Genomic DNA, 26,766 nt, shown 5'->3' on the forward strand with positions numbered 1-26,766 from the left:
AGCGGGTACCAGAGCGCTGCGCGCTCTGGAGCGGAGGCCCGGCGCTGCGCGCCGGGTGGACCGGCCCTTCGGGCCGGCTGTCCTCCGCTTCGCTACGGACTGGGCCCTCGCTTCGCGAGGGAGGTCAACCCTTCCGCTGCGCTCCAGGTTTGACCCTGGGTCATGGGCCGTGCTTTGCACGGCCCATGAAGCCTTCCCGCTGCGCTCCAGGGTTCTGGCCTGCGTAGCAGCCAGAACAGGGCCCGGTCGCTTCGCTCCCCGGCCCGATGCCCGCTGCGCGGGCGGCTGGCAGTAGAGGGGTGCCGGGGCGGTCGGTTCTTCACTGCGGGGCTGACTGCCCCGGGACCTTGTCTCTTCCAGTCCGGTTACCTGTCTCCACGCTCATTCTCCCCACCCCCTGGGAGGGTGAAACGGGGCAGCGACGCGTGTGCTTCATTCTATACTGGATAGGCTAGTTACAGGGGCCGGAGCCCTGCTCCACTGCAGCTACACGACTCTATCCGGGAGATCGTGCTCGGTAGAGCAGTATCGGCGGCCGTGCTCATCGAGTGTGGCCGTAGCGGGATGGCCTCGTGCGGAGTTCTCGTCGGAACCACTCGTGTGGGTGGTTGGAAGGATGGGGTTGGGCATGGTCCGGATGGAGTTGCGGCCGCATCAGCGCGAGGCCGTGGACGCAGTACTCAAGGCCCTGGAAGACCCATCCTCAGGTCTGCTTCCGCAGGCGGGACTACGCACTCAGGTGGTCATGGCTACCGGCTCGGGCAAGACCCTGGTGGCGGCGAGGAGCGCAGCGGAGCTGCGCGCGCGCCGGGTGCTGGTGTTGGTTCCGTCTCTGGATCTGCTGGCCCAGACCGAGGCCGCCTGGCGGGTGGGTGGACGTGCGGGTGCAGTGCTGGGGGTGTCTTCGCTGCGTGAGTCGGAGGCCGGTTTCGCGAACACCACCGTCCCGGAGGAGCTCGTGCGCTGGACCGCGCACTTGGAGCAGGTCACTGTCTTCTCCACGTACGCCTCCCTCGGTCTGGGCACCCTTGAGCGTGCGCACCAGGCTGGCCTGCCCGCCTGGGATCTCATCGTGGTGGACGAGGCGCACCGTACGTCGGGGCGGGTCGGAAAGCCGTGGGCCGTGGTTCACGACAATGCCAGGATCCCGGCTGCGCGGCGGCTGTACATGACCGCCACCCCGCGGTTGTGGCAGGCCGGCGAGGAGCCGGGATGCGGGGATCTGGTGGCCTCCATGGAGGACAACGAGAACGGACTGTTCGGTGCGCGCTGCTACACCTTGACCCTGTCCGAGGCCATCGACCGGCACATCGTCGCCCCGTATCAGGTCGTGTGCCTGGACATCACCGACGCCGCTTTCCAAACCGCGAAGCTCCTCGGCGCCGAGCAGCGCTCGGACAAGGTCCGCGGCACGCGCATGGCGGCCCTGCAGACCGCCGTGGTGAAGGCCGCTGCGTCGGAGGGCTTCACGCGCACCTTGGTCTTCCACCATCAGGTCAAGGAAGCCGAGGCCTTCGCCACGGGGCTGCCCGACATCGCCGAACAACTCCACGTCCTGGACCCCGAGCTCTACCCCCGGGCCGTGTGGGCTGACTGGCTCTGCGGAGAACATTCGCCGGCCTATCGGCGCCGCGTCCTGGACGACTTCGCCGTCGGCACCGCCGCCGACGGCACCAAGGCCGACAAGAGCTTCCTCGGATCTGTACGCGTCCTCGGCGAAGGCGTCGACACCAAAGAGTGCGACAGCGTGTTCTGGGCCGATCTGCGCGGCTCCATGCCCGACCTCGTCCAAGCCGTCGGACGGGCGCTACGCATGAAGCCGGGCGAGGGCAAGGTCGCCTCGCTGGTCGTACCGGTCCTGCTCGGGCCCGGTGAGACCCCGGACGACATGCTCACCTCCCGCGCGTACGGGGGCCTGGCCAAGCTGCTGGAAGCCCTCCGCGCGCACGACACCCGGATCGTGGAGACCCTGGCCGAGCCTCAGGCGCCAAGCCGCTACACCCCGCTCGCCCAGGCGGAGATGCCTGCCGAGTGGCAGCCGGACACCGAGGGCATCAGCGGACCCGCCCACGCGCTCTTGAAGTTCTCCACCCACCGCAACCCCGCCAAGCTCGCCACGTTCATCAAACTCCGTGTACTCGAACCAGAGAAGACGCACTGGCTCCGCGGACTCGAAGCCGCCATGCTCTACCGCCAAGAACACGGTGCCCTCCGCGTCCCCTTCACCTACAAGGCCCCCCAGCCCGGCGAAACCCACGCCCCGGACAACACCCAGCCGAAACCGGCCGCTACCGAGGCGGAACTGCGCGTACTGGAACAAGCCGTCGCCGACGAGGACCAGGCCGCAGTGGACACGGCCCTCCTCGACGCAGCCCAAGGCGCCCACGAACACCCGGTGCACTGGCCGGCGACGCTCGCAGGCTTCCCTCTCGGGCAATGGATCGCCGACGCCCGCCGCAGCAACGCAGGGGGCCGACTGTCCGACGAGCGGGTCAAAATGCTGGACGAGCTCGGCATGGTCTGGTCCGAGCGCGATGTCGCCTGGGAAGAAGGACTCACCGCCGCCCGCGGCTGGTCCGCCCAACACGGTCACCTCCTCGCCCCCGTCAGCGCCGTCTGGCAAGGACATCCCGTCGGGGTCTGGCTCAAGAACGCCCGCGCCTCAGCCCGCCGCACCGCCGAAAGCGAACAACGCCAAGCCGAAGGCCTTGAACCGCTGCCCCTTGCCTGGTCGATGCCCGAAGAACGCCGGGCGCAGCTGGAAGACATCGACCCCGCCTGGTGCCCCGCCTGGCCCGTCGCCTGGCAACGCGCCTTCACCCTCCTGCGGCGTCACATCGAAGCCAGCGGGCAGGTGCCCCAAGCGCCACGCGAGATCCTCATCCAGGGCGAAGACCTCGGACAATGGGTCCGCGCGCAACGCTGGGGCTGGCACGACCTCGAAGCAGGACAGCAATGGCTCCTCAAAGCCGTCCTCGGCCTCGAACCCGCCAGCGCGCGAGAGAAAGCGCAGGCGGCGGGACGGATGAGCCAGGCCGACAAATGGACCCTCAACCTCACCGCAGCCACCCAGTACCACCAGCGCCAAGGACACCTCAACGTGCCACGCAAGCACGTCGAACCAGTGCCGGTCGACGACGGCGGCCTGCCCGCCAGCGATACACCCCAGCGGCAGATCCGTGAAGTGAAACTGGGGGCATTCGTCAGCAACGCCCGCAACAGGAAGGCATCACTCACCACCGAACGGATCGCGCAACTCGACGCCATCGCGATGAGGTGGACCTAGCAGCCGACGTTTTCTCCGCGCCGGTTGCAACCGACACCGACATCGATGGGGAAGCCCTCCGCCCCGCGGACCGCTGTCAGATCCGACGGATTGCCAGGACCCGCCGAGGTCCTCGCAATCCGTCGGGACCCGTCAGTCCAACGGCAGCTGTCCGGTGATTGAAGAGTTCTTCCGGGGCTTGCGGAGCGGGGGGCGGAGCATCAGCAGGTCCATGAAGCGCTTCGGCGGGGGGTACCCACTGGACTTCTCCGTCAGGAACACACTCAGCAGGAGGGACCGTGCGGCGACGGTGGTGGCGTCGGCCACGATTCCCGCGGCGGCGATCTGTTCCGCGAGCCCGTTCAGGTCCCGCTCGTAGCCTGCATAGATCCGGCGGCCAGCCTGCTCAACCGCGTCGATGGCCTGGCTGGTGGCCCAGCGGACGATGCGCTGGTGCTCTTGCAGCTGGTCGTCGTCGGCGTCTGCTGGTGGCGGGTAGGCGGTGGCGGCGATGTCGTGGTGGTGAGACCGCTTGGCAGCGGAGCGGAACTCCGGGTTGCCGGCCAGTTCGGCCGCAATCCGATCGACCTCCGCCGCCGCCCGCGCCTGCGCATCCTCTGCCCGAGCGCCCTGAGAGGCTCGATTGAGGGCCGTGAACTGCGCCCAATCTTCTTCGAGCTCGGTGTGCCAGGGAGCGACCTCGCACCAGTAGTGCGCCACGCCCTCAGCGACGAAGCACAGGAACACGCCGGTGAACTGCCCGTCGCGAGTCAGCGCAGTGCGACGGATCCGCTCCAACTCCCGCCGGGCATCAGCACTCAGCTGCTCCTCCACACCATCGCCATCCGAGTCGTCATCTTCAAGGACGGCGAACTCGGCCGCCTCGAAGGCTTCGCTGAGGAGGTAAAGGATCCGGGCCCCGCACGTTCGGGCGAGGTCACAGAAGGCCGCGGCGTTGACCTCGTCACCCTCAAGACGTACACGCAGACCCGCCGGCTCGGGCAGAGCAGGAAGCAAAGTCAGCCCCGCCTCCCCCGCCCACACCGGAACCTGTTCGATGAGTTTCTCCAGCTCAACGGCCCTCTTTCGCTGCACCGGAACAGACATAGACGACTCCTTCCACCGCCCCGACACCCCGTGTGACGAGAAGCGTGCAGAGAGTAGAGAGAGGGTCTGACAGTCCACCCCGGTTATAAAGCGGCCAGGAGCCCGGCGGGTACCACCACAGGCCTCACCCCGTCCCCCGGCCGCCCCTCGGCCGAGGGCCGAATCCGCGCCACAGACCGGCCCCACACGCCTACCTGACACACAATCAGGCGCGCGCTGGAAATTCAGCACGTCGCTGGATTCACCACTCCTCAGGCAGACCCGCATCCCGGCAGGTCAGGGTCATTGCGTGAAGGCGGTCGGTCCGGTTCGCCGGTCTCGTGTGTGACGTGGCGTCATGTCCCAGCTTGGTGCGAGAAGAGCCCGGGAAGCAGAGCAGGCACGGCGCTGGTGATCATGTGGTTGTCGAGACCCATGAGAACCGAGCGAGACCGTGCCTGCCCGAACATCATCGCCCATGCCCGCAGGGCTGGGACAACTGACCCTTCCGAACGCCCGGACCACCGAGGAGGACGCCGCTGACCTGCGGCGCTTCCTGGATCTGGTGCCCGATCCCCGCGGACGGAAGGGGCGGCGGTATCCGGCGCACGCGCTGCTCTGTGCGGCCGCGGCGGCGGTCTTGACCGGTGCCCGCTCGCTCATCGCGATCAGTGAATGGATCACAGATGCGCCGCAGCACGTCCTGGGACTCCTCGGCTTTCCGGCCGACCCGCTCACCGGCCTCCGGGCGGTGCCGCACGCCGCTACTGTCCGCCGCCTGCTCCAGCACGTCGACGGCGACGCGCTGGACGGGGCCATCGGCGCATACCTGCAGGCCAGAACCCCACCACCGGCGCCAGCTGAACCACCCTCGAAGCGGCCGGCCCTGCGGGCCATCGCCGTCGACGGCAAGACCGTGCGAGGCTCGCGCGCCCAGACCGCGACCGCGATCCAGCTGCTGGCCGCGATGGACCACCACGGCGTAGTCCTGGCCCAGCGGCAGATCGCCTCCAAGAGCAACGAAATACCCGCCTTCCAGCCTCTGTTGGACACGATTGATTTGGAGAGCACCGTGCTGACCGGTGACGCCCTGCACACCCAGCACAGCCACGGCGCCTACCTCATCGAGCGCGGAGCCCACTACCTGGCCGTCATCAAGAAGAACCACCCCGGCCTGTATGCACAGGTCAGGAAGCTGCCTTGGGCCGAGATCCCGCTGGACCACCACACCCGCGACCGGGCTCACCACCGCGATGAGATCCGCCGTCTCAAGGTCGCCGCGTTCCGCCACATCGACTACCCCGGCGCCCGCCAGGCGATCCAAGTCGTGCGATGGCGCCGCGACCTCGCCACCGGGAAGCTGACGATCGAGCGCGTCTACCTGATCACCAGCCTGGATGTCTTCGACGCCACCCCGGCCGAGCTCGCCGCCTGGATCAGGGGCCACTGGGGCATCGAGAATCTCCTGCACCACGTACGTGACCGGACCTTCCGCGAGGACGACTCCAAGGTCCGCACCGGGACCCTGCCCCGCACCATGGCCAGCCTGCGCAACCTCGCCATCAGCCTCTTCCGCCAGAACGGCGAGACCAACATCGCCGCCGCCCTCCGACGCACCAGCCGCGACTACCTCCGACCACTGTCGGCTCTCGGCCTCACGTGATCAACCCGGACAGATCCCGATCATGCAATGACCCTGCCCGGCAGGTACCGGTCGCTTCACCGGCCGTCTTCACATCCGCGAAGGCCCCAGAAGGCGCCTGAGGCTTTCCCACGTCGGGCAGCCCACAGCCCTTCGTCGCGGCGGCCCGCTCGGCTGCACGGGTCACGATTGACGTATGAGTGGATCCGGGTGATCGTGGAATTACGGACGCGGTTGGCTCACTCTAGGAGTCACGCGCGATTTTGCCGCGATCAGCCAGTAGTTGATCAATAGATCACTGAAATACTGGCGTACGTGATCTCCCGCTCACGGTCTTCAATAGACCCCTAAGGCAACTATCGCAATAGAGGTCCCCATCATGGGGGTGCTAAGACTATGCCTGACAGTGCCAAGCATATTGTGGTATCCGGCGACCTGCTCACCGACTGGGTTATTGAGCGCCATGAAGGAAGCGGCCAGCGGCGAGGCACGGGAGTGAAATGGCAGACTCGCGAGCAGTCCCTTAGGGCGACCGAGATAAAGGGCGGAACTTGCCTCCTGGCAGCTCTTATCGAAAAGCTCATTGTTAAGGGGTTTGAAAAACCTGCAACACATAGCGGGATCGAAAGGTTACCTTTCGGTGAAAATGAGCGACTGAGTCACTACTATGTGACTCTAGGAAAATTCCCTCTCGACGAGGAAGAAGCTAAAAAGGAAGGCTCGGCCGTCAAACATACGCGTTGGCGAGTTGACGAGAAGCTTGGCATCACTAAGTGGGGACAGAAATGTCCGGATGGCCATGCAGGCTGCAAAGTAGAGCCTGATCACGCAGATGCTTCCATAGTTGTACTAGTGGACTCAGGGCTAGGATACAACAAGGTCAGTGAACACTGGCCAAGCGCCATAGCAGGAGATGGTAACAAACCCTGGGTTCTCCTCAAGCTTGGTGGTGAGAGGATCCTCTACAATCTGCGTGAAGAATTGTGGGGCAAGCTGGCACCCCATAAGGACAAGCTCATAGTTGTGACGACTGCCGATGACTTGAGACGCAATACCGGAGTCAAGATTAGCCAAGGCGTCTCTTGGGAGCGCATAGCAGGCGACTGTACAACAGTACTTGCAGGCATTCCCGCTCTGACCGCCTGTCGCTATGTGGTTGTCTCCTTTGGCCCGGAAGGCGCACTGCTATTCGACCGGGACGCGGCTGCGCCGGGTAAAGATGACGAAGCCGCATCCAGCCGTATGAGCAAATACACATTGCTCTTCGACCCTGCCAGAACGGAGCGGTCGGCAGACTTCTGGGGCCACGGTCACATGTGGGGCTACACGTCGACTCTTACGGCTTCCATCGCTCACATGTTCATGAGTGAATTCAATGAGATACAAGAGTCGAACGAATCGCGACGCCAGGTTGAGAACGGCATTAAGTCCAGCCTCGTAGCAATGCATAAGCTCTATGAGTGTGGATTCGGCACCGTCCCCGAAGTGTCGGCCGAGAGACGAGGCCAGGTTGCCGTCGCCGCTGAACCAGGCCACGAGGCAGAGGCCGATAGTGCAGCAAATCAATGGATTGATCGGGAAGGGCTAGCCTTTCCCATCAAACCGGTCACTGACATAATAAAGAATCACCTTCAAAAAGAAGGATGGATTCGAGGAAACCCGGCTGAACCCGTCAGGGTAGCCATAGATCCGTCGGAGCCATTCCATCTATGGTCGATACTTTCCGACATGCACAAGAATCACCTCCATCAACTTGCGCGCAATATCGTACTTCAGGGAGTGGATGAAGCTCTGAGTGATGTACCTCGCGCCAAATATGGAAGCCTGACCACTGTTGATCGGCAAGAGATTGAGAGCTTTGAATCCGTCAGGGCGCTGGTAATGGACTACGCAGAAAAAGGAGGCACAAGGGCGCTTCCGCAGCCAAAGGAAAAGGTCCCCGAACCTCTGTCAATAGCGGTATTCGGGGCGCCAGGATCAGGCAAGTCGACCGCCGTGAGAGAGGTCATTCACTCACTCAAGATGCCAGCGACAGAATTCGCTTTCAATGAATTCAACCTATCTCAGTTTCGCGACACGAAAGACATGGAAGACTCGCTCCATCTCGTGCGCGACGATCGCCTTAAGGGCAAGATACCGCTGGTCCTCTGGGATGAATTTGACACCTACTTTGAGAGGGAGCTCGGGTGGCTGCGATACTTCCTGTCGCCGATGCAGGACGGGACATTTCAACAAGGGCAAGCCTTGCATCCGATAGGCCGTTCTATATTTGTCTTCGCCGGAGGGATATCGAAAAGTCTGCATGACTTCCAGAGGCAGGGCCACTTTATTGAGGCCAAAGGGCCCGACTTCGTAAGCAGAGTCCGGGGCACCATGGAGCTCAAGGGCATTGATAAAATTCCGGGGGACGATCTCTATGTCATCAGGCGCGCCGTTCTGCTTCGGTCAATACTAGAGAAAGAGACATCACTATTTGATCATCCTGCCCCGACGTTCGTGACAGATGACGCTAAGGGCGTCGAGGTAATAGACCCTGGAGTCCTGAACGCATTTCTTGAGATCTCAAAATTCAGTCATGGCGTGCGCTCAATGAAGGCAATAGTCACTACCAGTTCACTGTCCGGGGAATATTACTTCGGGAGGTCAAATCTTCCCGCCGAGACTCAGCTGAATCTTCACGTGGAAGCGGAAGACTTCTACGACAAGATGAGATCCGGTCCGGATTCGTGAGTCGATCGGGCAACCGGGCCGAAGCAGATATCCCGACGGCCATAAAGCCAGCTTCGGTGGCTAGCCCGTCGTGCCAGCCAGGCACCACGCCCTTCGACGGTCAGGGTGGGCGCACCGGCCGGGGCCTCAGCGCTATCGACGGCATGGCATGCACCGGCGCTCCTGCCCGGGCGGGTGTGCGTCCGGCCGTGGCGGACGGCCCCGTGCGCGGAGTCGGCCGCGTCGCGTACGTGGGCCGGCCACGACTGCGTCGCTGCAGTCGCGGTCGCCGGTAAGAGGGTGTTGTGTCCGGGACGGCTTCGCCGAGGGCTGGGTCGCAGCAGGTCCGTCGGGTGGGTCACTGCCCGGCGTGGAGCACCTCGCCGTGGTCCTTTGTCCAGGTGCGCAAGCGGCGCCGGATGCCATCCGTCTCGGCGCACAAGGTGATGGTCACGTCGTCCGAGCCGTGCGTCCCGATGAAGCCGCGGAACCGCTTCACCGCAGACGCCTCGGCCTCCCAGGTCCCCTCGACCTTCGGTCCCCCGGGGGTGAAGGTCATCGACACGTGGAAGCGGACCGCCGGCTGCGGGGGTGTGCTGACCATGGTGTGGTCTACCGGCCGTGGGTGGTCTCGAAGATCTCTACGGCCGTGGCTCCGGACTTCACGAGATCCTGCTGCCGCTGCTCGGCGGAGGTCCGGTCGTAGTGCACGGCCGAGGTCTTCTCCTGGCCGTCGAGGACCCATCTCACCTTGAAGCTCACCATGGCCATCGCCGGACCTCCGTCACGCTGCTGAGCGGCCGCCGCGAGAGCGCGGAGCCTGCTGACTGATGCCAGCTTCTCAGCCACCACCGACAATCCCGCGGACGGATCCGGACTGGTGTCAGTCCAGGGTCACGCGCAGGATCGGCCAACTCCGGCCGGGGACTTTTGATCTCGTCCTTCACGTACCGCTCGACGGTGCCCGGCTGATACCCAGGAGCTCCGCGACGGTCTTCGCGCTCTTCTCCTGCTTGACCAGGTACCGCATCTGCGCGCCCGCGCTCTTCGGGATCGGGCGGGTGAAATGAGCCTGACCGGCCCGCTCAAGGCTGTCCCCGACGATGCCCATGCCGCCCCCTCTGGATCAGTCCCACAGGCGCGGGACAGCTTTCATGGTCTCAGTGGCGGCACAAGCCCTTGTGCTGGCGGAAGGTACCGAGCCGCAGACACAGTCCTCGTGGCCCTCGTCGACCCCAGCCACAGAACGGAAGCCCCACCGTCCGGCAGGTACAGGACTGCGTGCGGAGGTGCATGAGCAACGCGGCCGCCAGGCCGTGGTGCGGAATCACCCACCGGTCCCCGCCACTCCCTTGTTGGCTTGTCCGTCACGGTCGGCACCACCCGAGACGCAGCTAACGCTGTTGCTGTCCCCCTCCCGCAGACGAACCAGAGACCCGCACGCGAAGCCAGCTCAGCCAAACGAGGCAGATACCCGCACGTGAAACCAGCCGCGCCACAGAGGGGTTGCGGGGTTCTTAGAGGGGAACAGCCACGATTTGCCTGGTCAGGCGGCTGTGACGCGCGAGATACGTCAGTACAGCACTGACGTATCTACCTGCGATACGTCAGTAGTTGTCGACGTATCTAGGCCTGTTGGTGGCAGTAGTGCAACACAACTGGGCGTCAGATCGCTGTCCTGCCAGCGGGTTTGGTAGCAAAAATGCAACACACGCGGCTTGGAAGGGTCCTGCTGCCTTCGGTGGGTGAGTTTCCGCGGCTCCCGGTGAGCGGATCGTTTGCTTCGTGATCCATTCGTGACGCCAGCGGGGTCGAAGTGGTGAGCAGTTCGGTGATGCAGCCGGGGTTACCTCTGAGCAAGGGATACGCCGGTGCTGCACTGCCGTATCTCCAAGAAGCGTTGCAGTACCGGCACGGTGAGCGTGGCAGTAATGCAACAGTCCACTACCCTGCTCACTGCGAACCAGGACCATGAGGGGCCAGCGAATGCCAGACGCGTACGACTCCGCAGTTCCGATTCCGCCTCCGCGGCCCAAGAAGCGTCGGCGGCCCCTGCCTTCTCCTTCACCCAGCGGTGGCGTTCCGCGCGCAGAGCAGGTGAAACTTCCACCGGGACACGCTGCGCAGATCTACCCTCTGGCAACGTCCAAAGGGTTCATCGGCGGCTCATACAGCATGGACTCCCTCGCCTTCATGCTCTGGGCCGCCCGGCGTTACCAGGACCCCGAGCACCGGTTCATCCTCGTCGTCCTGGTTGCCCTGATCGGCCTTCAGGAGGTGGGCGGGCACATCGAGCGCACCCAGGAACAGATCGGCGACGAGATCGGCGGCTACAGCCGCACACACATTTCGTGGGCCCTCGCCGTCCTCCAGGACGACGGAGTCGTGCGCCGAGTGCGGCGCGGTGTTTACCAGCTCGTGCCCTCGGGAGCTCTGCGCGGAGGCATTAAGCCGCTGCCGGAGGGGCAGCGTAGGCTCCCCGGGAGTACACCCGAGCGGGTCCAGCAACTGGACCTGTTGCAGGAGATCCTGGCGGACCCCAAGGCCCCCGAGGCGTTCAAGGCCATGGCGGAAGTGGACGCAACACTGCCGGCGGGACCCCGGCAGAAGCGAAAGGGGAAGTGATGACTGTCGCAGCCTCGGCGGCCGCCTCGCGGTGGCCCCATCAGGAGTACCAGCTGATCTCCGTCCAGGGCCTCAGCTACATCCCCCGCCTGCCTCCCACGGCGTACGCAATCCTGCTGTACATGCTCACCCAGCAGCAGCCCGGCGGCCTTGTACGGGCTACCCACGGCGAGCTCGCCACCGGCCTGGCCCTCGACCGCGGCGTCATCAGCCGCGCCATGCCCTACCTCGTAGCGGCCCGCCTCGTCTACGTCGCAGGCCGCGGCCGGCTTCAACTCCACCCCATGCTCGCCGCCTACCCCACGGCGCAGGACCGCACCGCCGCCCTGGCAGCGCTGGCACCGGAGGACCGGCTCAACGTCGGCCACTTCGAGGAGGAGTACGAGCGGCGCCTGGCCCGATATCAGGAAGACAAGGCCCGCAGGAAGGCCGAGCAGCGCAAGGCGCCCCCACGCGGCCACCTGCGCAGCGTCTGATCGAGCCTACGCATCCCTGATGTGACGGTGAGATCCTCGGCCGCGCCTCGGCCCGAACGACGTCTGGAGTTCCTGCGCCGGGCCGGGCTCGACCCCGACGACGTCGCCCCCCTACGGCGAAGGCCTCATCGAATGGGGCGGCGGCGGCCCCGCCGTATGGCACCCGGACATGCTGTGAGCGCAGCCGTGCGGGCCGCCACCGGTGACGTGGCACGGAGGCCGGGCGTTGTTCCCGGAAGTCACCGAAAACCGGCTGAAGCTGCTGAGCGAGGGCGAGGCCCGAGCCGTCATGGTCCTGCTCGGCATCCTCGGCGACGAGACCCGCTCCGAGGAGATCCGCCAGGCCGCCGGAGAGCTGCGGTTCCGCCTGGGCTCGCGCCTCGCCGCCCCTGCGGACTCCTACCGGCCCGTGCCGTAGCAGGCCCCGGAGACGGCGAGGTCGGCCGCCATCAGACGGTGGGCGAGCCGGTGTAGTCATGGCGCTGGTAGCCGCGTCCGTCGCCATGCCAGTCCAAGAACAAGCACCCGCGAGGGCGCCCGGGCCCGCCGGTGGCTGATCGTCGGCGTGCGATAGCGCCCGTGGCGCTTGCTGCTCGACGTGCTGTCCTCCAACTGGTCTTCCAACGCGGTGAAATCGCGCTCGATCACCACGGGGTCGGTGCCTTCCCGGGACTGCTTGATCTGCAACCGCAGCTTGGCCCCGTCGAAGATCTCCGTGTCGTCCACGGGGTAGAACGCGGGGCCGTCCCACTGCACCTCGGCGTAGGCGTAGACGGTGCGCCCGGACCGGGCCGCGCACGTGCTCACCTTCACGTCCCAGTTGTCGGGTCACGGCCCGTCATAGCTGTTGTCATCGATGGCCTTCGTGCTGCTGGAGCACTTGTAGGCCGGCGTGGCCGTGGCCGAGGGGGCGGCCACGGCCGCCACCGCGACCAGGGCCAGCACCACCACGGCAGTGTTCTTAATCGTGTTCATGGCCGGTCAATGGCGTCGGGGCCGGCGGCGACACGGCCAGCCCCCGAATCCGCCCCGACGGGGGATGGCTCCGCCACACGTGCGCAAACGTGCGGTGCGACGAGCCCGTGACCTCCGCATCGCCGTCTTCCTCCGCCTTGCAGCTGCACGCACCAGACCCCGCTCACGGTGCCGACCACGGCTGCCGAGCGCACATGGCGCGGTACGGGCGCCCGTTGTGGGGTTACCGGCCACGGGCGCCTCCTTCGGCTACTGTGGCGGGACCGCCCACTCGGCGGGCTCGGGCAGGATGCTGCTGGTGTACAGAACCCGTTCGGGCCGCTGCTTGCCGGGCACGGCGAACACGGTCTTGCCGCGCAGGCAGTCGCCGTTCCGGATGTCGGCCTCGAACGGGTACTCGGGGCGCGGGAAGTCGTCGTAGGTGCTGGAGCTCGGTTCGACGCGGGCGCCGTCGGCGTAGGCCAGGGCCCAGGGAGTACGGGTGACGCCTACGGTGCCCTTCGTGCTGCACACCTTGATCTCGACGGCGGCCCAGACGTAGCCGCTCGTCTTGTACTCCTCATCGGCGCTGGTGTGCGCGCGGACATCGTGCTCGTACCCGAGGACGGTCACGGTCGCCGCGGAGCCAGCCTTGGGGTTGGATGAGCTGATCGTCGTGCCGAACGTGAGCGGCGCCGCGGGCGGCGTCGCCAACGGTGACGGGACGGCGCTGCTGGGAGCCGAGGACGTTACGGCCGGCGCTGGTTGGCCGGTGCTCTGGCTGTCGCAGGCTGTCGCGGTGAGCAGCAAGGCGGCTGTGGCCGCTCCTGCGATGGTGGTGCGGGCGTGCATGTGTCCCCCCAGGAGTGTCTCTGAGGGTGCATCATGCGACGTCCTGGGCCCCTGCGACGGGGTGCGTTACCGGTCCGTGACGCTCACGTGATGGTGAGCGTCACGGACCGGCGGATGACCAGCTCATCGTTGGCGGGTCGATCTCCGCCCAGACATGCCAGGTGCCGCGGGTAAGGGCGGTGGTGCCGTCACTGGCATGCACACGCCCCGGTGAGGCCGTCCACGCGCACGAGGAGGCGCAGGGTGCCGACGCGGCTCACCGGGTGACCGCGCTGATACCTGGGGATCTGCAGGGGGCAGCCCGTATCGGGGTCGGATTACCGACCCGGCCCCCGGTGATGTGGCCGCGGCCGCGCTCCGCCGCGTCCTGGACGAACTCAGCGGGCGTGGGGCGGGAAGGTCACCCGGAGGCCGAACGGCGGCTGCCGCTTCATGAGGTGGGCGGTTGCCTGCCGGTGATGATCAGCAAAGACCGATATATCTGACAGGCTGTCACTGACAACCCCCACTGACACGAAACCGGCACTTCGCACCGAGGCCAACCCTCAACGAGGACCAGGAGCAGGGCGTCTCCGCAGGCTGAACCCGCCGCCTCACGCGCGCCGGCAGTCCGGCCGGGCTACGTCAGCCCGCGCCGTCGTCGCCACCAGCCTAGTTGCGCCCCACTGATGGCGCTGGCGGTGCCGCCGGACCCGGCGTAGGCCACCGGGGCGGTGACGGTCACGTTCGCGTTGTCACCAGCCGTGATTTGGATGCTCTGTACGGCCTGGTGCACTTGCTCGGGCGTGGGCGCATGCGACCCGTTGGGCATGGTGGATCGGAGTTCCGCAACAAACTGGGTCAGGCGGGTCCGAACCTGGTCGAGGATGCCCTGCACCGAGGAGGGCGGGACCCCCCAGTACAGCTCGTCGATGACAACTCTGTGCTTGCGATACTGCTCTGACCTGGTCATGAACGTCCGGAGCTCAGCGGCACCTGGAAGGCTGATCTTCACCACGTCACCAGGACGGGCACGGGCAACCAGGTCTTCGAGCTCGCCCACCCCATTGGTGATGGTCAGCTCCTCGGTGATCGCGCCTCGGGCGAACTCCGGAAGGTGCAGCGCGCTGATGGTCTCACCGCCACGCGCCCAGAACGGGGATCGGGAATCGACCCGGATCGGCGCAAACGTCCGACGGTAGTCCGGCAGAGCGTCGGGAGCCCGCACGTAGCCCCGCAACTCGTGCCCCGCCCACTCCTTCAGCGGCTCGGAGGAAGCGTGCCCGCCGATGATGAGGGCGTGGCGCAGTAGCCCGGCGAGCGGCGCCGAGTCGTCGAGGACGCCTCGCTCCAGCCGGTCCAGCGGCTGGAGTTCCCGGCGGGCCGACCAGATCACTTGAAGATGGCGTAGATGGCGGCGGCGGCTCCGATGAAGCCTGCGATGGTTCCCCAGCTCGTCCAACTGCGGTACCAGGGTCGGGGCGCCGGGGCGGCCTGGGCAGACTGCGGCGGCTGAGGTATGCCAGCAGTAGCGGTCCCGCCCGCGGCGGCGTACGCGTGCGGAGCGGTCACTTGGACCGGCGAGTTGTTCCCGGTGGTCACTTTGAAGGACTGCCCGGCTGGCGGGTCCTGTGGTGCGGGCAGGTGGCCGCTCTGGCTCATGACGTTCATCAGCTCCTCGTATCGTTCGAGCACAGCATCGCGCGCCCGGGACAGGTCACTCAACGCCTCGTAGTAGCGGGTGGGGTCGGCGCGCTTCCACTCCGGCGGAACCTCGGTGTACCGAGGAGGCCCGTTGATATCCGGGGCGAAGGTGCCGGCGAACTCCTCAAGAAGCCTGTCGAGCGCTTCCAGCAGGCCCTCGTGGGCCTCGGCGAGCTCCGGGGCGGTGAAACGCACACGGTCCCGCCTCAAGGTGGCCAGGGCGTTATCGACACCGTGCGGGAGCACAACGGACACCCGGTGCAGAGGAAGCCGTTGGGACAGCGTGGTAAGCCAGGAGGCATCCGCCGGAATCGCTTCGAGTATCCGACCGGCCTTGGCCCGGTCGGACTCGGCTGCCGTCATCGCGCTCCCCTCCCCGCGGGCCACACCGACGAAGGCCTTGAACGCCCGCCTGCGGCCCTGCCGTAATGCCCGAACGCTACGGGGTCAGGCAAGGGCCTCTGCGGCTGCACCAGGAGATGTGGGGCGGCCCGGTGGTACTGCCCCCGGAATCCTGGGCACCGGGCCTCACCCACGCACGCCATATCGGGCCGGGCTGCACCGACCCTAGCCGCAGCCCTACCGTGCTCCGCCTGTCGGCCGCCTGCTCATCGGGGCCGCACCAGCGGACCGGAACCGGCGGCCCCGCTCCCAGCTGAATCGACGTCACCCCCGCACCTGCCGCACCCAAGGCCACAGACAGCCGCCTGAGCCTCTGTCAGCGGCATCTGCAACCAAGGGGGGCCGGGGTGCTACGCACGGCCCCGTACGGGGCGCCTGTGGCCCGTACGGGGGGTGGTCCGGGCATGGTTCCGCCAGGCACCCCGCGAGGATGCCAGGCGGGCGGCGGGGCTACTGGCCGAGCGCGGCCAGCTTCGCCTGCGCCTGCTGCTCGCGCCAGGCTCGGAACTCCGCGCTCGGCATCGACGCCAGTTGCTCCCACGGGATCCCCTCGGGAGCCTCGTCCTCGTCGGGCCCGTCGAAGTCGGGTTCCTCGTGAACCAGCTGCTGCTCGGAGTCCGACGCAGGCTCACCAGCCGGGGCCGGGTTCCGCTCCCGCCACGCGGTCATGTGCTGCTGCACCTGGTGGTCGAGCATCGCGCCGAATACCCCGCTGCGGCCTAGCAGCATCCGGAACCGGAACTCCTCGGCCGCCTCCGCGTCCGCCCAACTCGTCACCGACGCCTCGGCGGCCTCGCGCCCGGCCTCATCCGCCCGGAGCCGCTCCTCCGCCTCCGCAGCAGCGCGAGCAGCCTCCCGCCGATCCCTGGCCCGCATCTGACAGGCCGTGCAGTCCCCACCACCGATGATCACGCCGTCCTCGCACCCCGGGTCCGGGCAGTCCTGCTGAAGGATCGCCGCGGCGAGCCACGAACTCCTGTTGATGATCCGGTCGCAGCCCTCCAAGTTCTCCGGGCTGCGACGAGCGGCCTTGCACCCGGACGCAGTGCACCGGTCACAACCCCGGTAGTCGGCCGCGGAACGAACATCGGCATGCTCGCCATGCCACCGGCGATTGATCCGGGCAATCACCTGCTCCGGCGACCGGCGAGGGATGCCGGCCCCCTCGGTCCCGACCAACAGGTCGTTGATAGCGCGGTGCAGACCCGAGTAGAGCGCCGTCCCCGGCCGAGCAACCGCCACCGGCACTGCCGCCCTCACCATGTCGAACCCGGGCGGAGTCTGACGGGGCTTCGTCTTGCGGATAGCCGGCCGGGGAGACGTCTTGCGCTGGGGAGGGAGATGCGGTTCGGACGCGGCGGAGCCGCCACCGGCCTCACCGCTTTCACCAGCCGCGCCTGCGCTGACGCCCGCACGCGCGAAACCACCCGCACCTTGGCCTACGGCGTCAGCCACCCCCTTCTCTTGCTCACTTCTAATGACCTTCTTGTAATGGCGTCCACCTGGTGCGGCTACCCCCATCCGGCTCCCGCGGCCACCCCCGTCCACCTGGTGCGGCCACCCCCATCCAGCTGGTGCGGCCACCCCCTCCTCCAGGCCGTTTTCCCGGGCGTGCTCCTCCTCGGCTGCCCGCATCCGGGACAGCGCTCGCTGCGCCCACCACTTCGCATCCATGAGCGTGTACGCCGAGGCCGCCCGCCCACCGTTCTCTGAGTCGTAGCGTTCCGTGATGAGCAGCAGCCCGTCATCGACCATGGCCGACAGGTTCGACGCGACAGTGCTGCGGCCGAGTCCCGTGCAGGAGCACAGCTCCTTGTACGTCGGCGGACGGTTGTTGCTGGTCCGCGTCTTGCCATGTACGAACGTGGCGACAGCCGCGTACACCGACTTGTAGTTCGGAGAAAGGTCACCACGGGCCACGGTCGGAGCATCCAGCTTGATGAAATCGAACCCGGGATCGCGGTAGACACGGGGGACATGCGGGCCGGAGGAGCGCGGCGGCCAGGGCTGGCCGGCGGCAAGAGCTTCAGTGCGCGCCGCCGCCCGTTCCAGAGTCCGGCGGGCCCACTGCTCTCGGTCGGTCAGGTGGTAGACGGACGCGTCCGGGGCCCCGTCGGCGGAGGACTGCGGGGCGATCAGCAGCAACTCGCGCGTCACCAGCTCCTTAGTGCCCCTGTCCACCGTGTCCACGGAACGTCCGATCCGCGCGGCGATGGACGTCCGGTACGGCAGCAGCGCCCGGCGGGCCTCCTCAGAGAAACCGGCCGCGGCCTCGGGGGCAAGGGTGGTGTGGTCATCGACGTTGGCGAACGTGGCGAGGGCCATGTACACCGCCTTCACGGCGGGGGCACACGTGCCGTCGCGGGCGGTGCGGACGTCGAACTCGATGTAATCCAGCCCGATCGACACATCGGCTGGACGGAACACGGAAGACGTCATCGCGCGCCCCCAGCGTGGACCAGGCCGAGGTGCAGGGCAGAGACGTGCCAGCGGTCTTGAGCGCAGTAGAAGCGGAAAACGTGCAGGTTAAGCACGGAAGAAATCCCCTTTATCGGGGAGTCGAGGACGGCGATGTGACCAGACAGGGCCCCGCGGATGGTGGCCGATGGATGGCAGGCCGCATATCCTGGGTATCGGTGACCACGCGGGCCTATGGCCCACGGGCATCACCCCCGGCGAGGTCACCTCACCGGACACACGACTCGGAACTGTGAGAGGTACGCGAGTCGATTGCTGTATGGAGGCCGTTCCTGTTGGCGCAGGGGCGGCCTCAAGCGCTCTTACGGCTCCCTAGAGGTCGGTGTCGTGACTTCGGGGTACCGCTGGGCCAGGCCATGAAGGAGCCGGCTATACGCCGTGCGACGCGGCCCGTTGCGAGGCTCTACAGCACCGGACTCCCACCGGAGGACGGCCAGGGGTTGCACGCCGATCGCCTCTGCCACCTGCTCTTGGGTCAGGCCCGCCGCGCGACGGAGTGGAGCACGGACCGGCACAGGCATCAGTGGCGCATGCCCATGTAGCAACACATCGACTGATGCCACCGGGTCATGAGTAGTCGTCATCCTCTTCACCTCCATCAAACTGATAGCTGAAACATACCTTGTGGAACTGGATCGCAGGCGTTGTGCCCTCGTGTCGGGCTAGCTGCCATTCAGCTTTCAGTTGGGGCTTGGTAGTAGTCGCCCGTCGCCGGCTGCACCGGCCACTGGGCAGACGCGCCCCGGGGCAAGGGGTAGCCGACAGCGAAGAGCGCAGCAGACATCCGGATGTCCTGGACTTCCGCAACTCGGGCTTGCTGGTCCCCCACTGCGGCGAGGCCCGTGATGCGGAGGGCCCGCAGCAGTGGAACCCCCGTCAGGGGCATGCGTAGGGCGTCGGCCTCCTCGGGGGACGGCATGCGGGCAGAAATCTCCTCTCGCCATTCAAGGGGCTCCCCCGCCCACTCCTCCAACCGGTCGTACATGCCGCCGAGGCCAGTCCCTCCAGAGAGTTGGGGCAGCTCTTGAGTCACCCATGGGCTCAGCCAGCTATCGGCTAGCTGCCGGTGTGTCTCCACGTCGGGGTCACCGATGATCCGTCGGCGGACTGTCAGACGGGTACTCGACGGAACCTCCAGGATGTCGGCGACATCGGCAGGCACCAGCAGCGTAATGACCTTGGTCGTCTCGCCGTCAGGGTGAGGCAAGGGGCGCCAGTGCTGCGCTTCGGGGCCGCTGTAGTAACCGAGTTCGTCCCGTTCGATCTGACGCGTCCGCACGGTCAAGCGCAGCCGGTCCGGGTGTTCACGCACATAGGTGCCAGCACGTCGGCGGGACTCGATAAGGCCTTCCCGTACCAGCATTCCGTACGCCTTGCGGACGGTGATGTCGCTGCACGCGTACTGCTCCGCGACGTCGCGCATCAAAGGCAGAGCCGAACCCGGCGGGAACTCCACCCCTGCCGTGATGCGTTCGCGCAGGTCGCGGGCGATTTCCTCATACCTAGCCACCATCGTCCGTTCCCTCCGCTGACCACCCCGACGAGGTTTAGCGTATACGCCAACCTTGAAAGTCTCACCACTAGCGTATACGTTATCTCATGTCAGCCAGAACGGCCCCTGGTTGGAGCCAGGGGCCGTTGTGTGCCTCCCGCATTGGAGTGCGAGGAGCACGGATGTCCGGCGTTGGAGCGTCGGACGGCTGTCGGACCTGCCCATATGTGTGTGGATGAGGGGACCGACTCTCGTGATGGTTGCAGAAATGGGGCGCTGGTGGCGCCCCCGCCGGGGCACGTGCCCCGCGGCGGCGGTACGGACGCGGACGGTCTTTCCGTCCCGGCACTGCACCGCCGGATTTGCTGAGATCCCCCAGGCGGCGCCGGAGGCGCTGGGCCTGGGCGGGGATGAACTGCGGGTTAGGGCGTGGCTGGTGGCCCGGCTGGACGGTGTGGCGTGAGCGCGCCGGGCGGGGTGCCCCCGCTGCCGGCGGGTTGGGTCGCGGCGCGTCCGGCGGACTGGCTGGACCGCCTTTGGGAGTACGAGGACCTGGCTCCCGCTCCGGCGGTGCGTCGGGATCGGTCGGGGGATGCGGCCTGCGTGGGTGTGGACCCCCAGCTGTTCTACCCGGCGCCGTGGGAGATGACGACCGGGGCGGCTGTGCCCTCGGAGGCGGAGCGGGAGGCGCTGGCGTACTGCGGCCGGTGCCCGGTCCGTGACTGGTGCCTGGAGCGGGACCTGATCGACTCCTCCACCCCCTCGAAGGTGCTCGGGGTGCGCGGGGGGCTGCGTCAGGGTGACCGGCGGGCGCTGCACGTGAAGGTATTCGGCAAGCGTGCGAAGAACGGGGCGCAGCGGTGAGCGCCAGCTCCGCCGGCACCCCGGCCACGAAGGCGGCCCGCCGGGCGCGCCGTCGCCGCACCGCTGCTGCTCCCGCTGCTCCGGCGGCGGCCCCGGTCGCCAAAGGCACGGCCCGCGCCACGATTCAGGCGGTGACCGGTCGTCTCGGCCGTGCGCAGATCACTGCCGGGATCACCTCGGCCGCCACCGCTCTCGTGCCCCAGGACAGCAAGGGGCGCCGCTGGCTCGCCTACAACGGGTCGGCCGCCGCAGCCGGCCACGGTGCGCTCTGGCTCGCCACCGGCAACCCCATGGGCGCTGAGCCGCTCATGGCGGCGGCCGTCCACTCCGTCCCGAACTGCGGTGCGTTCGCCGTCACCTGCGCCGTGGCGTACGGCGGCTGGAAGGTCGGCGGCATCCTTCGCGGCCTGCTCGGCCCTGCCGCGCGCCCCGCCGCCGCCCTCGGCGCCGCCTGGTGGGGCCAGGGCACCGCGCCGCTGATCACGGACGTGATGGCGGCGACCGAGCCGTGGTCCTCGATGCTCCTCCCGCTCATCGCGGCCGGGGCCCTGGCCGGCATCTGCTGGTGGGCCCTCGACTCCCGCTCCGCCGCATGGCGCGCCCCGGTCCGCTGGGCCGCCCGAATCCCCCTCGCCACGCTCGCCCTGGGCGTCGGCCTCTACGCCCCCGGAGGCACCCTGTGACCGCCCACCAGATCGCCGCAGACGTCACCCTCGCCGCCGAGACCGGCTTCGCCGGGCCGATGACGTTGTCCGGCCTGACCCTGGTTGCCGGGTCGGTCCTGCTGTTCGGGCTGCGCGGCTCCGACACGGTCAAGATCGACAACAAGAGGAAGGCCACCGGCTGGGGGATCGGGTTCTCGACCCTCGCCGTGGCGGCCGGGGGCACGCTCGCTGACGCAGTCCAGGGCGTGGCCGAGGTGCCGGTGGCGTTCTCCGACGCGGTGGGGAACGGCAACCCCGGCCTCGGCTGCACGGCCATCTTCGTGACGCTGTGCGCCATCGGCCCCAAGTGGACAAACCTGTGGTGGCCCGCCCTGATCGGCATCTCCGCCGGGGTCATCTACACGCAGGCGGGCGGCCTCTGGGCAGTCGGCCAGACCATCGGCCTCGCCATCGCCCAGAAGATCGGCTGACCCGCCGTGAGCACCGCCGACGAGATCAAGACGATCACGAGGGGGAGCGGCGCGGTGCTGGTCTCCCTGCTCCGCGGCTCCGTCGTCCTGTCCGGCCGCATCTGCCGGTGCCTCCCCCGGCTGGTCGCCCTCGGCCCGCGCGTCTGGGAGATGGCGCGCCGCGACGCGAAGGCGACCGACGAGCGGCAGCAGCGCGCGTACGAAGCCGCGGTGGCTCGGGCGCAGAAGGCGGAGAAACCGGAGCCGACCCCGGACGAGGTCCCCCGGGTCTCCCCCTCCCTGCGCCCGCCGGGCGAGGCTCTCGGGTTCCTCGCCGCCGCCTCGGTCGTGGGGGTCGGCGTGCTGGGCACGGTGGTCTCCGTCACGGTCCCCCGGCTGCTCGCCGTGATCCCGGAGGCCATCGGCCCGTACGTCGCCGCGGCTGTCGCGGTGGGCTGGACGGCCGCCGCACTCGCGGTCGCCCCTCCCCCCGGCCCTCAAGATGATCATGAAAATGAGTGTGAGGGGGAGGAGCGCGAGGACGACGACCAGGAGGACGCCGAGGACCAGGAGCAGGCCCCCGCGCTGGACCCCGGTACGGCGCTGCTGCTGCACGTGGTGGGCGCGCTGGCCGAGGCGGAGGCCGCGGGGCGGACGGGTGTCCACTTGGACGTGGTGATCGACTCGGCGGAGGATGCCGGGCTCATCCCCGACGACACCGACCAGAGTGTGTTCCGGGACTGGTTGACGGCCGCCGGGATCCCGACCGTGGACAAGCTCGGCATGCGGATCGGGGGCAAGCCAACGACCCGGGTGGGGCTGCGGATCGACGCCGCGACGGCGACCCTGGGGATGTCCCCGGCGGCCCTGTTGCGGGCCCGTTCCCAGGCCCCCGCCACGGCCCCGGGGGAGACCCCCGTCGCGGTCGCCGCGGCCCCCGCCCGGGTGCCCGCTCAGGCGGTCGGGGAGAGGCCCGCCGAGGCCCCCGTTCCGGCCCCCGTCAGTTGCCCCGCACCGGCCGCCCTGCGGCTGATTCCCGGGGGGCTGCTGGACCCCGAGCAGACCCCTTCCCCGGCCCTCTCCAAGGGGCAGGTCTAGGAAGCCCGTTAGACCGGCCTATCGGTCGTCTGACCTGCGGTTCTATCGGGCGCCTTACGGGCCCTAACAGGGCCACTGACGCCCTTCCCTGACACCCAAAGACGCCGGACCCGAAAGGGGTCCGGACATGCGCGGAGCGACCGCCCAACTGCCAAGAAGACCGGTCGCTCCGCTCCCATCTCGCAGAGACAGGAGCTCCATCGTGGCACTCAACGACAAGAAGATCAGCACCGCCCCCGGAACCCGCCCCAACCCGCAGCAAGAAACGGTCTACAGCCCCTCGCGCGGCGGGCACTACCCGGCGGAGCCGAAGCCGACTCCGGGCGCGGGGAATGGCACGAACGGCCGCCTCAAGGGCAACAGCTGATGGCCCGCCACACGGCGCCGGTGTGCCACGGCCGGGCGATGAAGCGGGACGACAAGGCGCGGCAGTACGTGTGCCGCTCGTGCGGCGGCTGGACCACGCGGCTGCTGGCCCTCGTGGCCGGGGGCCTGCGGTGAGGCGGCTGCTGGGCGTGGTCGCCCACCTGTGGCAGTGCTCGGCCTGCGGGACCTGGTCCACGGAGAAGACCGTGAACGGCCACTGCAAGAGCTGCCGGTGAACCGGCCGTCGCTGCCGGTGCGGCCCACCCCGCACGAGCGGGACGGGCGGACCGAGACGCAGCCGCCGGCCCGCCCGCACCCCAAGCCCGGTTCCTGACTCCGCCCGTCCGATGCCGCGGAAGTGCACCCCGGGCGCGATGGGGCATCGCCACCGCGGCATCAGCAGCACCACCCGGGCGGGACTCCGGTCCCGCCCGGCCCCCCTCAGCAGAAGGAGAGACATGACGATCACCATCGAGCCGGGGACCATCCCGGCTCCGGTGACGGGACCGGCCGCGCCGGTGCCCGCTCCGCGCGCCTCCGCCGAACCGGCTGCCGTTCCGGTGAGTGCGGCCGCGGCTCCGGTGAATGCGCCTGGGGCTCCGGCCGCGGCGAAGGACCGCTCCGCCGCCGCGATGCGCACGGTCGTGATCGGCTCCGCGCTCGGCGGTCTCGTGATCGCATCCATCGGGTTCGCCGGCTCGTACACCGCCGTGCGTGCCCTGGCCGAGGCCAAGCATTTCGGCGCGGTGGCGCCGTGGTTCCCGATCGGCGTGGACGCGGGGATCGTGGTGATGTACGGCCTGGACCTGGTCCTCGCCTGGCGGCGCGCGCCCAAGCCCGCGCTGCGGTTCATCGCGCATCTGCTCACGTTCGCGACCATCGCCTTCAACGCCGTCTCGGGCGAGAAGGGGATCCTGGAAGACCCGGTCGCGGCCGGGATGCACGCGGTGATGCCGGTCCTGTTCGTGGCCACGGTCGAGGCGGCCCGCCACCTGGTCATCAAGACCGCCCGGGTCCGCCTGGGCATCGAGTCCGACCAGGTGCCCCTGCACCGGTGGCTCCTCGCCCCCTTGGCCACCCTGGCCCTGTACCGGCGCATGAAGCTCTGGGGGATCACCTCATACGCGCAGATGGTGGCCATGGAGAAGGACCGCACCGTCTACCGCGCGTGGCTCCAGCACAAGCACGGCCGGAGCTGGAAGAAGAAGGCCGGCGCGGAGGCGCTGCTCCCCTTCACGATGGCGCCGTTCGGTCTGAGCGTGGACGCGTCCCTGGCCCTGCCCCAGGAGCAGAAGGACGCCGAGGCGGCCCGGAAGGCGTCGGAGGCGGCCGCCCAGGCCGCGGCCGCCGAGCAGGAGGAGCAGCGCACGCTCGACGCGGACGAGCGGGCCGCCGCCGCCCGGGTGCGGCGTATGGAGATCGCCGCCACGGTGACCACGGCGGAGCACCGGATCGGGGCGGAGACGACCACGGCCGGGGCGGAGGCCCGCGCGGCGGAGGCGGAAGCCAAGGCGCGCGCTCAGGCGGCCGAGGCCACCGCAGCGGCGGAGGCGGAGGCGGCCGCGCACGCCGCCAAGCTCGCGGCGGAGGTCACCCGCCGCTCGGCGGAGCGGTCGGCAGACGCGGCGGAGCGCGCCGCCGAGCGGGAGGAAGCGGCCGAGCAGAGCGCCGCCGAGGCCGAGTCCCTGGCCCGCGCGGAGGCGGACCGGCGGAGCGCGGCGGAGGACCGCAAGCGGACCGCGGCCGCGTCGGCGGAGGCCGAGGCGAAGGAGCGGAGCGCGGCGGAGAACCGCCGGAAGGCTGCCGAGGCCGACCGGATCGTGAAGGCGGCGCGCGCCGATGCGGCCGCCATGGCCGAGAGGGAGGCGAACGCCAAGCGCCTCACCGCCGAGCACCTGGGCCGCCAACCGCGCCGAGCTGGCCGCTCAGGAAGCCGAAGACCTCGCCCGCCTGAGCACCCGTGAGCGCGCAGAGCGGAAGGCGGCGCGGATGATCCTCGCCGCCCACGCGGCGCTGCCCGCCGCCCAGCGGCCCGAGCGGCCCGACATGTACGCCGTCACCCTCGAAGTGGTCGGCGAGGCCCTCGGGGTGAGCCGCACCGTGGCCGGTGAGCGCCGGCAGGCGGCCGCCGACCTGATCGCCGGTGGCTACACCGGCTGACCAACCCCCAGACCCAACCCCACCCAGAGGAGAAAAGATCATGAAGCCTGTTCCCGATGTGGAGATCACCGGCACCGTCACGAGGTTCAACCTGGAGTCCAACCCGGATGGATCCGCCGTCCTCACGGTGTACGCCGACAACGAGGACGGCACGATCAGCCGGGCCTGGCTTGAGTTCGCGCCGGATTCCGCCCGTGCGCTCCGCACCGCCGCCGAGCGTCTGCGGGAGGCGTGATGGCCACGTTCGGCAAGGTCTCGAACTGCGCGGCCGCCGCGGCCTGGCTGGTGGAGGGCTACAGCGGGAGCGGGGAAGACATGAGCCTGGACCGCATCGTCTACGCCTGCGAGGACCACGTGCCGACCGCCGAGGCCCGGTGGCTGCGGGGCCTGGCCCCCGGGGACACCCGGCCGGCCCGGGGCCTGCACTGGTGCGGAGTGTTCACCGACTACGAGGGCGGCGCCGGGTGAGCGACCGCCACAGCAGCAGCGAGGCCCGGGGCGCTGATATCGCCCCGGGCCTCGCCCGTTTCTACCCCCTGTCAGGGGCGAACGCGAAACTGTCCCTGGTGGGACAAGGGAGGGAAGTCTGATGGGCGTTGTCGGAGACAGTCTGGAGCGGGCCGCGCAGGCGGTCGGGACGCGGCCGATCCCGCGCAGCGCGGGCGCGCAGATGCGGTACCTGGTCAAACAGCACAAGGGCTCTACCAAGGCGGTGGCCGGGCTGCTGGGGGTCTCGCAGCGCACCGTTGAGCGGTACGTGAAGGACCAGATCAAGCGCCCCAAGCCTGAGCTTGCCGCCCGGATGGAGGCGGAGGTCAAGCGCCGGTGGCAGCCCCTGGTGCGCAAGCGCGCCCGGGAGAAGGCCGCGAAGTCCACGGGCCTGGTGATCGAGACCCGGGCGCGGTTCGGGTTCACCGCGGCGCCCGGCACGTCGGACGACGGGCGGATGCGGCGGATCACGCAGCACCTGCCGCCGGAGGTCGCCGGTCGGCTGCTGGCCGCCCAGGACGCCGGGGCCTCGGAGGCCGAGTTGCAGCAGATCGCCGCCGATGGCCTGGGGGAGGTCTACTTCCGCGACAGCGGGAGCCGCGCGGACGGGTTGCAGGTGGAGTTCACGGACATCGACTACATCGACGTGAGCCTGTGACCCCGCCGGGGGTGAGCACCCCCCGGCACCCTGTGAGCCTCACAGACCGCTTCACGCGATCGAACAGCGTCAGGTCAGCCAGTGCCGCAATAGGAAGCTCGCGGCGGAGTACCGCCTGGTCATCTGGGAGCCGCAGTCCCGGGAGCCTGTCGGCCGCGGGTGTGAACCACCGGGTGCTGCGCTGGCTCAGGCCACGTTCGCGCGGGTGACGACCGCGCGGAGGCGTTCGTCGGCAGCGTGCTTGTTCCGCCAGATGATGTAGCGGCGGATCATGCTGCCCTGCTCCTCGTCGATGCTTGCCTACAGCGCAGACCGGCGAAGTCCCGGATGATGACCGGGCACCGACGCGGCCC

The 26,766-nt window shown here is 68.4% G+C and carries 29 protein-coding genes and 2 pseudogenes; 18 read left to right on the top strand and 13 right to left on the bottom strand.

Features of this window, described 5'->3' with window-relative positions; genetic code table 11:
- Positions 1-628 precede the first annotated feature (628 nt).
- A complete protein-coding gene (locus tag J7I97_RS24925; RefSeq protein ID WP_214938621.1) occupies positions 629-3,286 on the top strand; it encodes a DEAD/DEAH box helicase in 2,658 nt (885 codons plus the stop codon).
- A gap of 132 nt (positions 3,287-3,418) precedes the next feature.
- Here J7I97_RS24925 and J7I97_RS24930 read toward each other — a convergent pair whose 3' ends face one another.
- Positions 3,419-4,372, bottom strand: a complete 954-nt coding sequence (locus J7I97_RS24930; RefSeq protein ID WP_214938623.1) for a hypothetical protein — start codon at positions 4,370-4,372, stop codon at positions 3,419-3,421.
- A 457-nt stretch (positions 4,373-4,829) separates the two neighbouring features.
- Between J7I97_RS24930 and J7I97_RS24935 the strand changes: the two genes are divergently transcribed.
- Complete coding sequence (locus J7I97_RS24935) at positions 4,830-6,014, top strand: ISAs1 family transposase (RefSeq protein ID WP_251059145.1); 1,185 nt, start codon at positions 4,830-4,832, stop codon at positions 6,012-6,014.
- 375 nt (positions 6,015-6,389) lie between these two features.
- Positions 6,390-8,723: a hypothetical protein gene (locus tag J7I97_RS24940; RefSeq protein ID WP_214938627.1), complete on the top strand. Its 2,334-nt coding sequence runs from the start codon at positions 6,390-6,392 to the stop codon at positions 8,721-8,723.
- 337 nt (positions 8,724-9,060) lie between these two features.
- On the opposite strand, the gene J7I97_RS24945 is transcribed toward J7I97_RS24940, so the two are convergent.
- From J7I97_RS24945 to J7I97_RS24955, 3 genes and pseudogenes are all read right to left on the bottom strand, one after another.
- Positions 9,061-9,306 carry a hypothetical protein gene (locus J7I97_RS24945; protein ID WP_214938629.1) on the bottom strand — a complete coding sequence of 82 codons (246 nt, stop codon included), beginning with the start codon at positions 9,304-9,306 and terminating at the stop codon, positions 9,061-9,063.
- Positions 9,307-9,314: 8 nt separating this feature from the next.
- Positions 9,315-9,473 (bottom strand): hypothetical protein, encoded by a 159-nt coding sequence (locus tag J7I97_RS24950; protein ID WP_214938631.1) that lies wholly within the window; start codon positions 9,471-9,473, stop codon positions 9,315-9,317.
- A gap of 137 nt (positions 9,474-9,610) precedes the next feature.
- Positions 9,611-9,813 (bottom strand): annotated as a pseudogene (locus J7I97_RS24955) (XRE family transcriptional regulator); the annotation flags it as partial.
- A 1,064-nt stretch (positions 9,814-10,877) separates the two neighbouring features.
- On the opposite strand from J7I97_RS24955, the gene J7I97_RS24960 reads away from it, so the two are divergent.
- The 3 genes from J7I97_RS24960 to J7I97_RS24970 all read left to right on the top strand — a co-directional run bounded on the left by J7I97_RS24960 (position 10,878) and on the right by J7I97_RS24970 (position 12,221).
- Positions 10,878-11,327, top strand: coding sequence for a hypothetical protein (locus tag J7I97_RS24960; protein ID WP_214938633.1), 450 nt, complete (start codon positions 10,878-10,880; stop codon positions 11,325-11,327).
- Entirely contained in the window at positions 11,327-11,803 is a 477-nt protein-coding gene (locus J7I97_RS24965; protein WP_214938635.1) for a hypothetical protein, read from the top strand. Before J7I97_RS24960 ends, J7I97_RS24965 begins: the two co-directional genes overlap by 1 nt.
- 226 nt (positions 11,804-12,029) lie before the next feature.
- Entirely contained in the window at positions 12,030-12,221 is a 192-nt protein-coding gene (locus J7I97_RS24970) for a hypothetical protein (RefSeq protein WP_251059146.1), read from the top strand.
- 56 nt (positions 12,222-12,277) lie between these two features.
- Here the strand turns inward: J7I97_RS24970 and J7I97_RS24975 are convergent, their stop codons facing one another.
- The 8 genes from J7I97_RS24975 to J7I97_RS25010 all read right to left on the bottom strand — a co-directional run bounded on the left by J7I97_RS24975 (position 12,278) and on the right by J7I97_RS25010 (position 19,685).
- Positions 12,278-12,616: a hypothetical protein gene (locus J7I97_RS24975; protein ID WP_214938639.1), complete on the bottom strand. Its 339-nt coding sequence runs from the start codon at positions 12,614-12,616 to the stop codon at positions 12,278-12,280.
- Positions 12,617-12,631: 15 nt separating this feature from the next.
- Positions 12,632-12,778, bottom strand: coding sequence for a hypothetical protein (locus J7I97_RS24980; protein ID WP_214938640.1), 147 nt, complete (start codon positions 12,776-12,778; stop codon positions 12,632-12,634).
- A 249-nt stretch (positions 12,779-13,027) separates the two neighbouring features.
- Complete coding sequence (locus J7I97_RS24985; RefSeq protein WP_214938642.1) at positions 13,028-13,609, bottom strand: hypothetical protein; 582 nt, start codon at positions 13,607-13,609, stop codon at positions 13,028-13,030.
- A 619-nt stretch (positions 13,610-14,228) separates the two neighbouring features.
- Complete coding sequence (locus J7I97_RS24990) at positions 14,229-14,984, bottom strand: hypothetical protein (protein ID WP_214938644.1); 756 nt, start codon at positions 14,982-14,984, stop codon at positions 14,229-14,231.
- Positions 14,981-15,655 (bottom strand): hypothetical protein, encoded by a 675-nt coding sequence (locus J7I97_RS24995; protein WP_214938647.1) that lies wholly within the window; start codon positions 15,653-15,655, stop codon positions 14,981-14,983. Before J7I97_RS24995 ends, J7I97_RS24990 begins: the two co-directional genes overlap by 4 nt.
- Before the next feature lie 489 nt (positions 15,656-16,144).
- On the bottom strand, positions 16,145-18,133 hold the full coding sequence (locus tag J7I97_RS25000; RefSeq protein WP_214938649.1) for a hypothetical protein: 1,989 nt from the start codon (positions 18,131-18,133) through the stop codon (positions 16,145-16,147).
- A gap of 341 nt (positions 18,134-18,474) precedes the next feature.
- A complete protein-coding gene (locus J7I97_RS39645) occupies positions 18,475-18,771 on the bottom strand; it encodes a helix-turn-helix transcriptional regulator (RefSeq protein WP_308378370.1) in 297 nt (98 codons plus the stop codon).
- A 74-nt stretch (positions 18,772-18,845) separates the two neighbouring features.
- The gene (locus J7I97_RS25010) at positions 18,846-19,685 is read right to left on the bottom strand and encodes a GntR family transcriptional regulator (RefSeq protein WP_214938653.1); all 840 of its coding nucleotides are present in this window, start codon (positions 19,683-19,685) and stop codon (positions 18,846-18,848) included.
- A gap of 582 nt (positions 19,686-20,267) precedes the next feature.
- On the opposite strand from J7I97_RS25010, the gene J7I97_RS25015 reads away from it, so the two are divergent.
- From J7I97_RS25015 to J7I97_RS25065, 12 genes are all read left to right on the top strand, one after another.
- On the top strand, positions 20,268-20,528 hold the full coding sequence (locus tag J7I97_RS25015) for a WhiB family transcriptional regulator (protein WP_308378365.1): 261 nt from the start codon (positions 20,268-20,270) through the stop codon (positions 20,526-20,528).
- Positions 20,525-21,211 carry a hypothetical protein gene (locus J7I97_RS25020; protein ID WP_214938655.1) on the top strand — a complete coding sequence of 229 codons (687 nt, stop codon included), beginning with the start codon at positions 20,525-20,527 and terminating at the stop codon, positions 21,209-21,211. Before J7I97_RS25015 ends, J7I97_RS25020 begins: the two co-directional genes overlap by 4 nt.
- Positions 21,208-21,663, top strand: a complete 456-nt coding sequence (locus J7I97_RS25025) for a hypothetical protein (protein WP_214938657.1) — start codon at positions 21,208-21,210, stop codon at positions 21,661-21,663. Before J7I97_RS25020 ends, J7I97_RS25025 begins: the two co-directional genes overlap by 4 nt.
- 6 nt (positions 21,664-21,669) lie before the next feature.
- Entirely contained in the window at positions 21,670-22,740 is a 1,071-nt protein-coding gene (locus J7I97_RS25030; RefSeq protein ID WP_214938659.1) for a hypothetical protein, read from the top strand.
- Positions 22,741-22,942: 202 nt separating this feature from the next.
- Positions 22,943-23,107, top strand: a complete 165-nt coding sequence (locus tag J7I97_RS25035; protein WP_214938661.1) for a hypothetical protein — start codon at positions 22,943-22,945, stop codon at positions 23,105-23,107.
- Positions 23,107-23,241 carry a hypothetical protein gene (locus tag J7I97_RS39650; protein ID WP_285443901.1) on the top strand — a complete coding sequence of 45 codons (135 nt, stop codon included), beginning with the start codon at positions 23,107-23,109 and terminating at the stop codon, positions 23,239-23,241. Before J7I97_RS25035 ends, J7I97_RS39650 begins: the two co-directional genes overlap by 1 nt.
- 28 nt (positions 23,242-23,269) lie before the next feature.
- Positions 23,270-23,440, top strand: a complete 171-nt coding sequence (locus J7I97_RS25040; RefSeq protein ID WP_214938664.1) for a hypothetical protein — start codon at positions 23,270-23,272, stop codon at positions 23,438-23,440.
- Between the two features lie 124 nt (positions 23,441-23,564).
- Positions 23,565-25,070: a DUF2637 domain-containing protein gene (locus J7I97_RS25045; RefSeq protein ID WP_214938665.1), complete on the top strand. Its 1,506-nt coding sequence runs from the start codon at positions 23,565-23,567 to the stop codon at positions 25,068-25,070.
- Positions 25,071-25,095: 25 nt separating this feature from the next.
- Positions 25,096-25,266, top strand: a complete 171-nt coding sequence (locus J7I97_RS25050) for a hypothetical protein (RefSeq protein ID WP_214938667.1) — start codon at positions 25,096-25,098, stop codon at positions 25,264-25,266.
- Between the two features lie 40 nt (positions 25,267-25,306).
- Entirely contained in the window at positions 25,307-25,501 is a 195-nt protein-coding gene (locus J7I97_RS25055; RefSeq protein ID WP_214938669.1) for a hypothetical protein, read from the top strand.
- A complete protein-coding gene (locus J7I97_RS25060) occupies positions 25,501-25,734 on the top strand; it encodes a hypothetical protein (protein ID WP_214938671.1) in 234 nt (77 codons plus the stop codon). Before J7I97_RS25055 ends, J7I97_RS25060 begins: the two co-directional genes overlap by 1 nt.
- Before the next feature lie 121 nt (positions 25,735-25,855).
- Positions 25,856-26,413, top strand: a complete 558-nt coding sequence (locus tag J7I97_RS25065; protein WP_214938674.1) for an XRE family transcriptional regulator — start codon at positions 25,856-25,858, stop codon at positions 26,411-26,413.
- A 186-nt stretch (positions 26,414-26,599) separates the two neighbouring features.
- On the opposite strand, the pseudogene J7I97_RS39995 reads toward J7I97_RS25065, so the two are convergent.
- Positions 26,600-26,701 (bottom strand): annotated as a pseudogene (locus J7I97_RS39995) (transposase); the annotation flags it as partial.
- Positions 26,702-26,766: the final 65 nt, after the last annotated feature.

The organism is Streptomyces sp. ISL-87, assembly GCF_018614095.1.
In the GTDB taxonomy this organism is placed as follows: domain Bacteria; phylum Actinomycetota; class Actinomycetes; order Streptomycetales; family Streptomycetaceae; genus Streptomyces.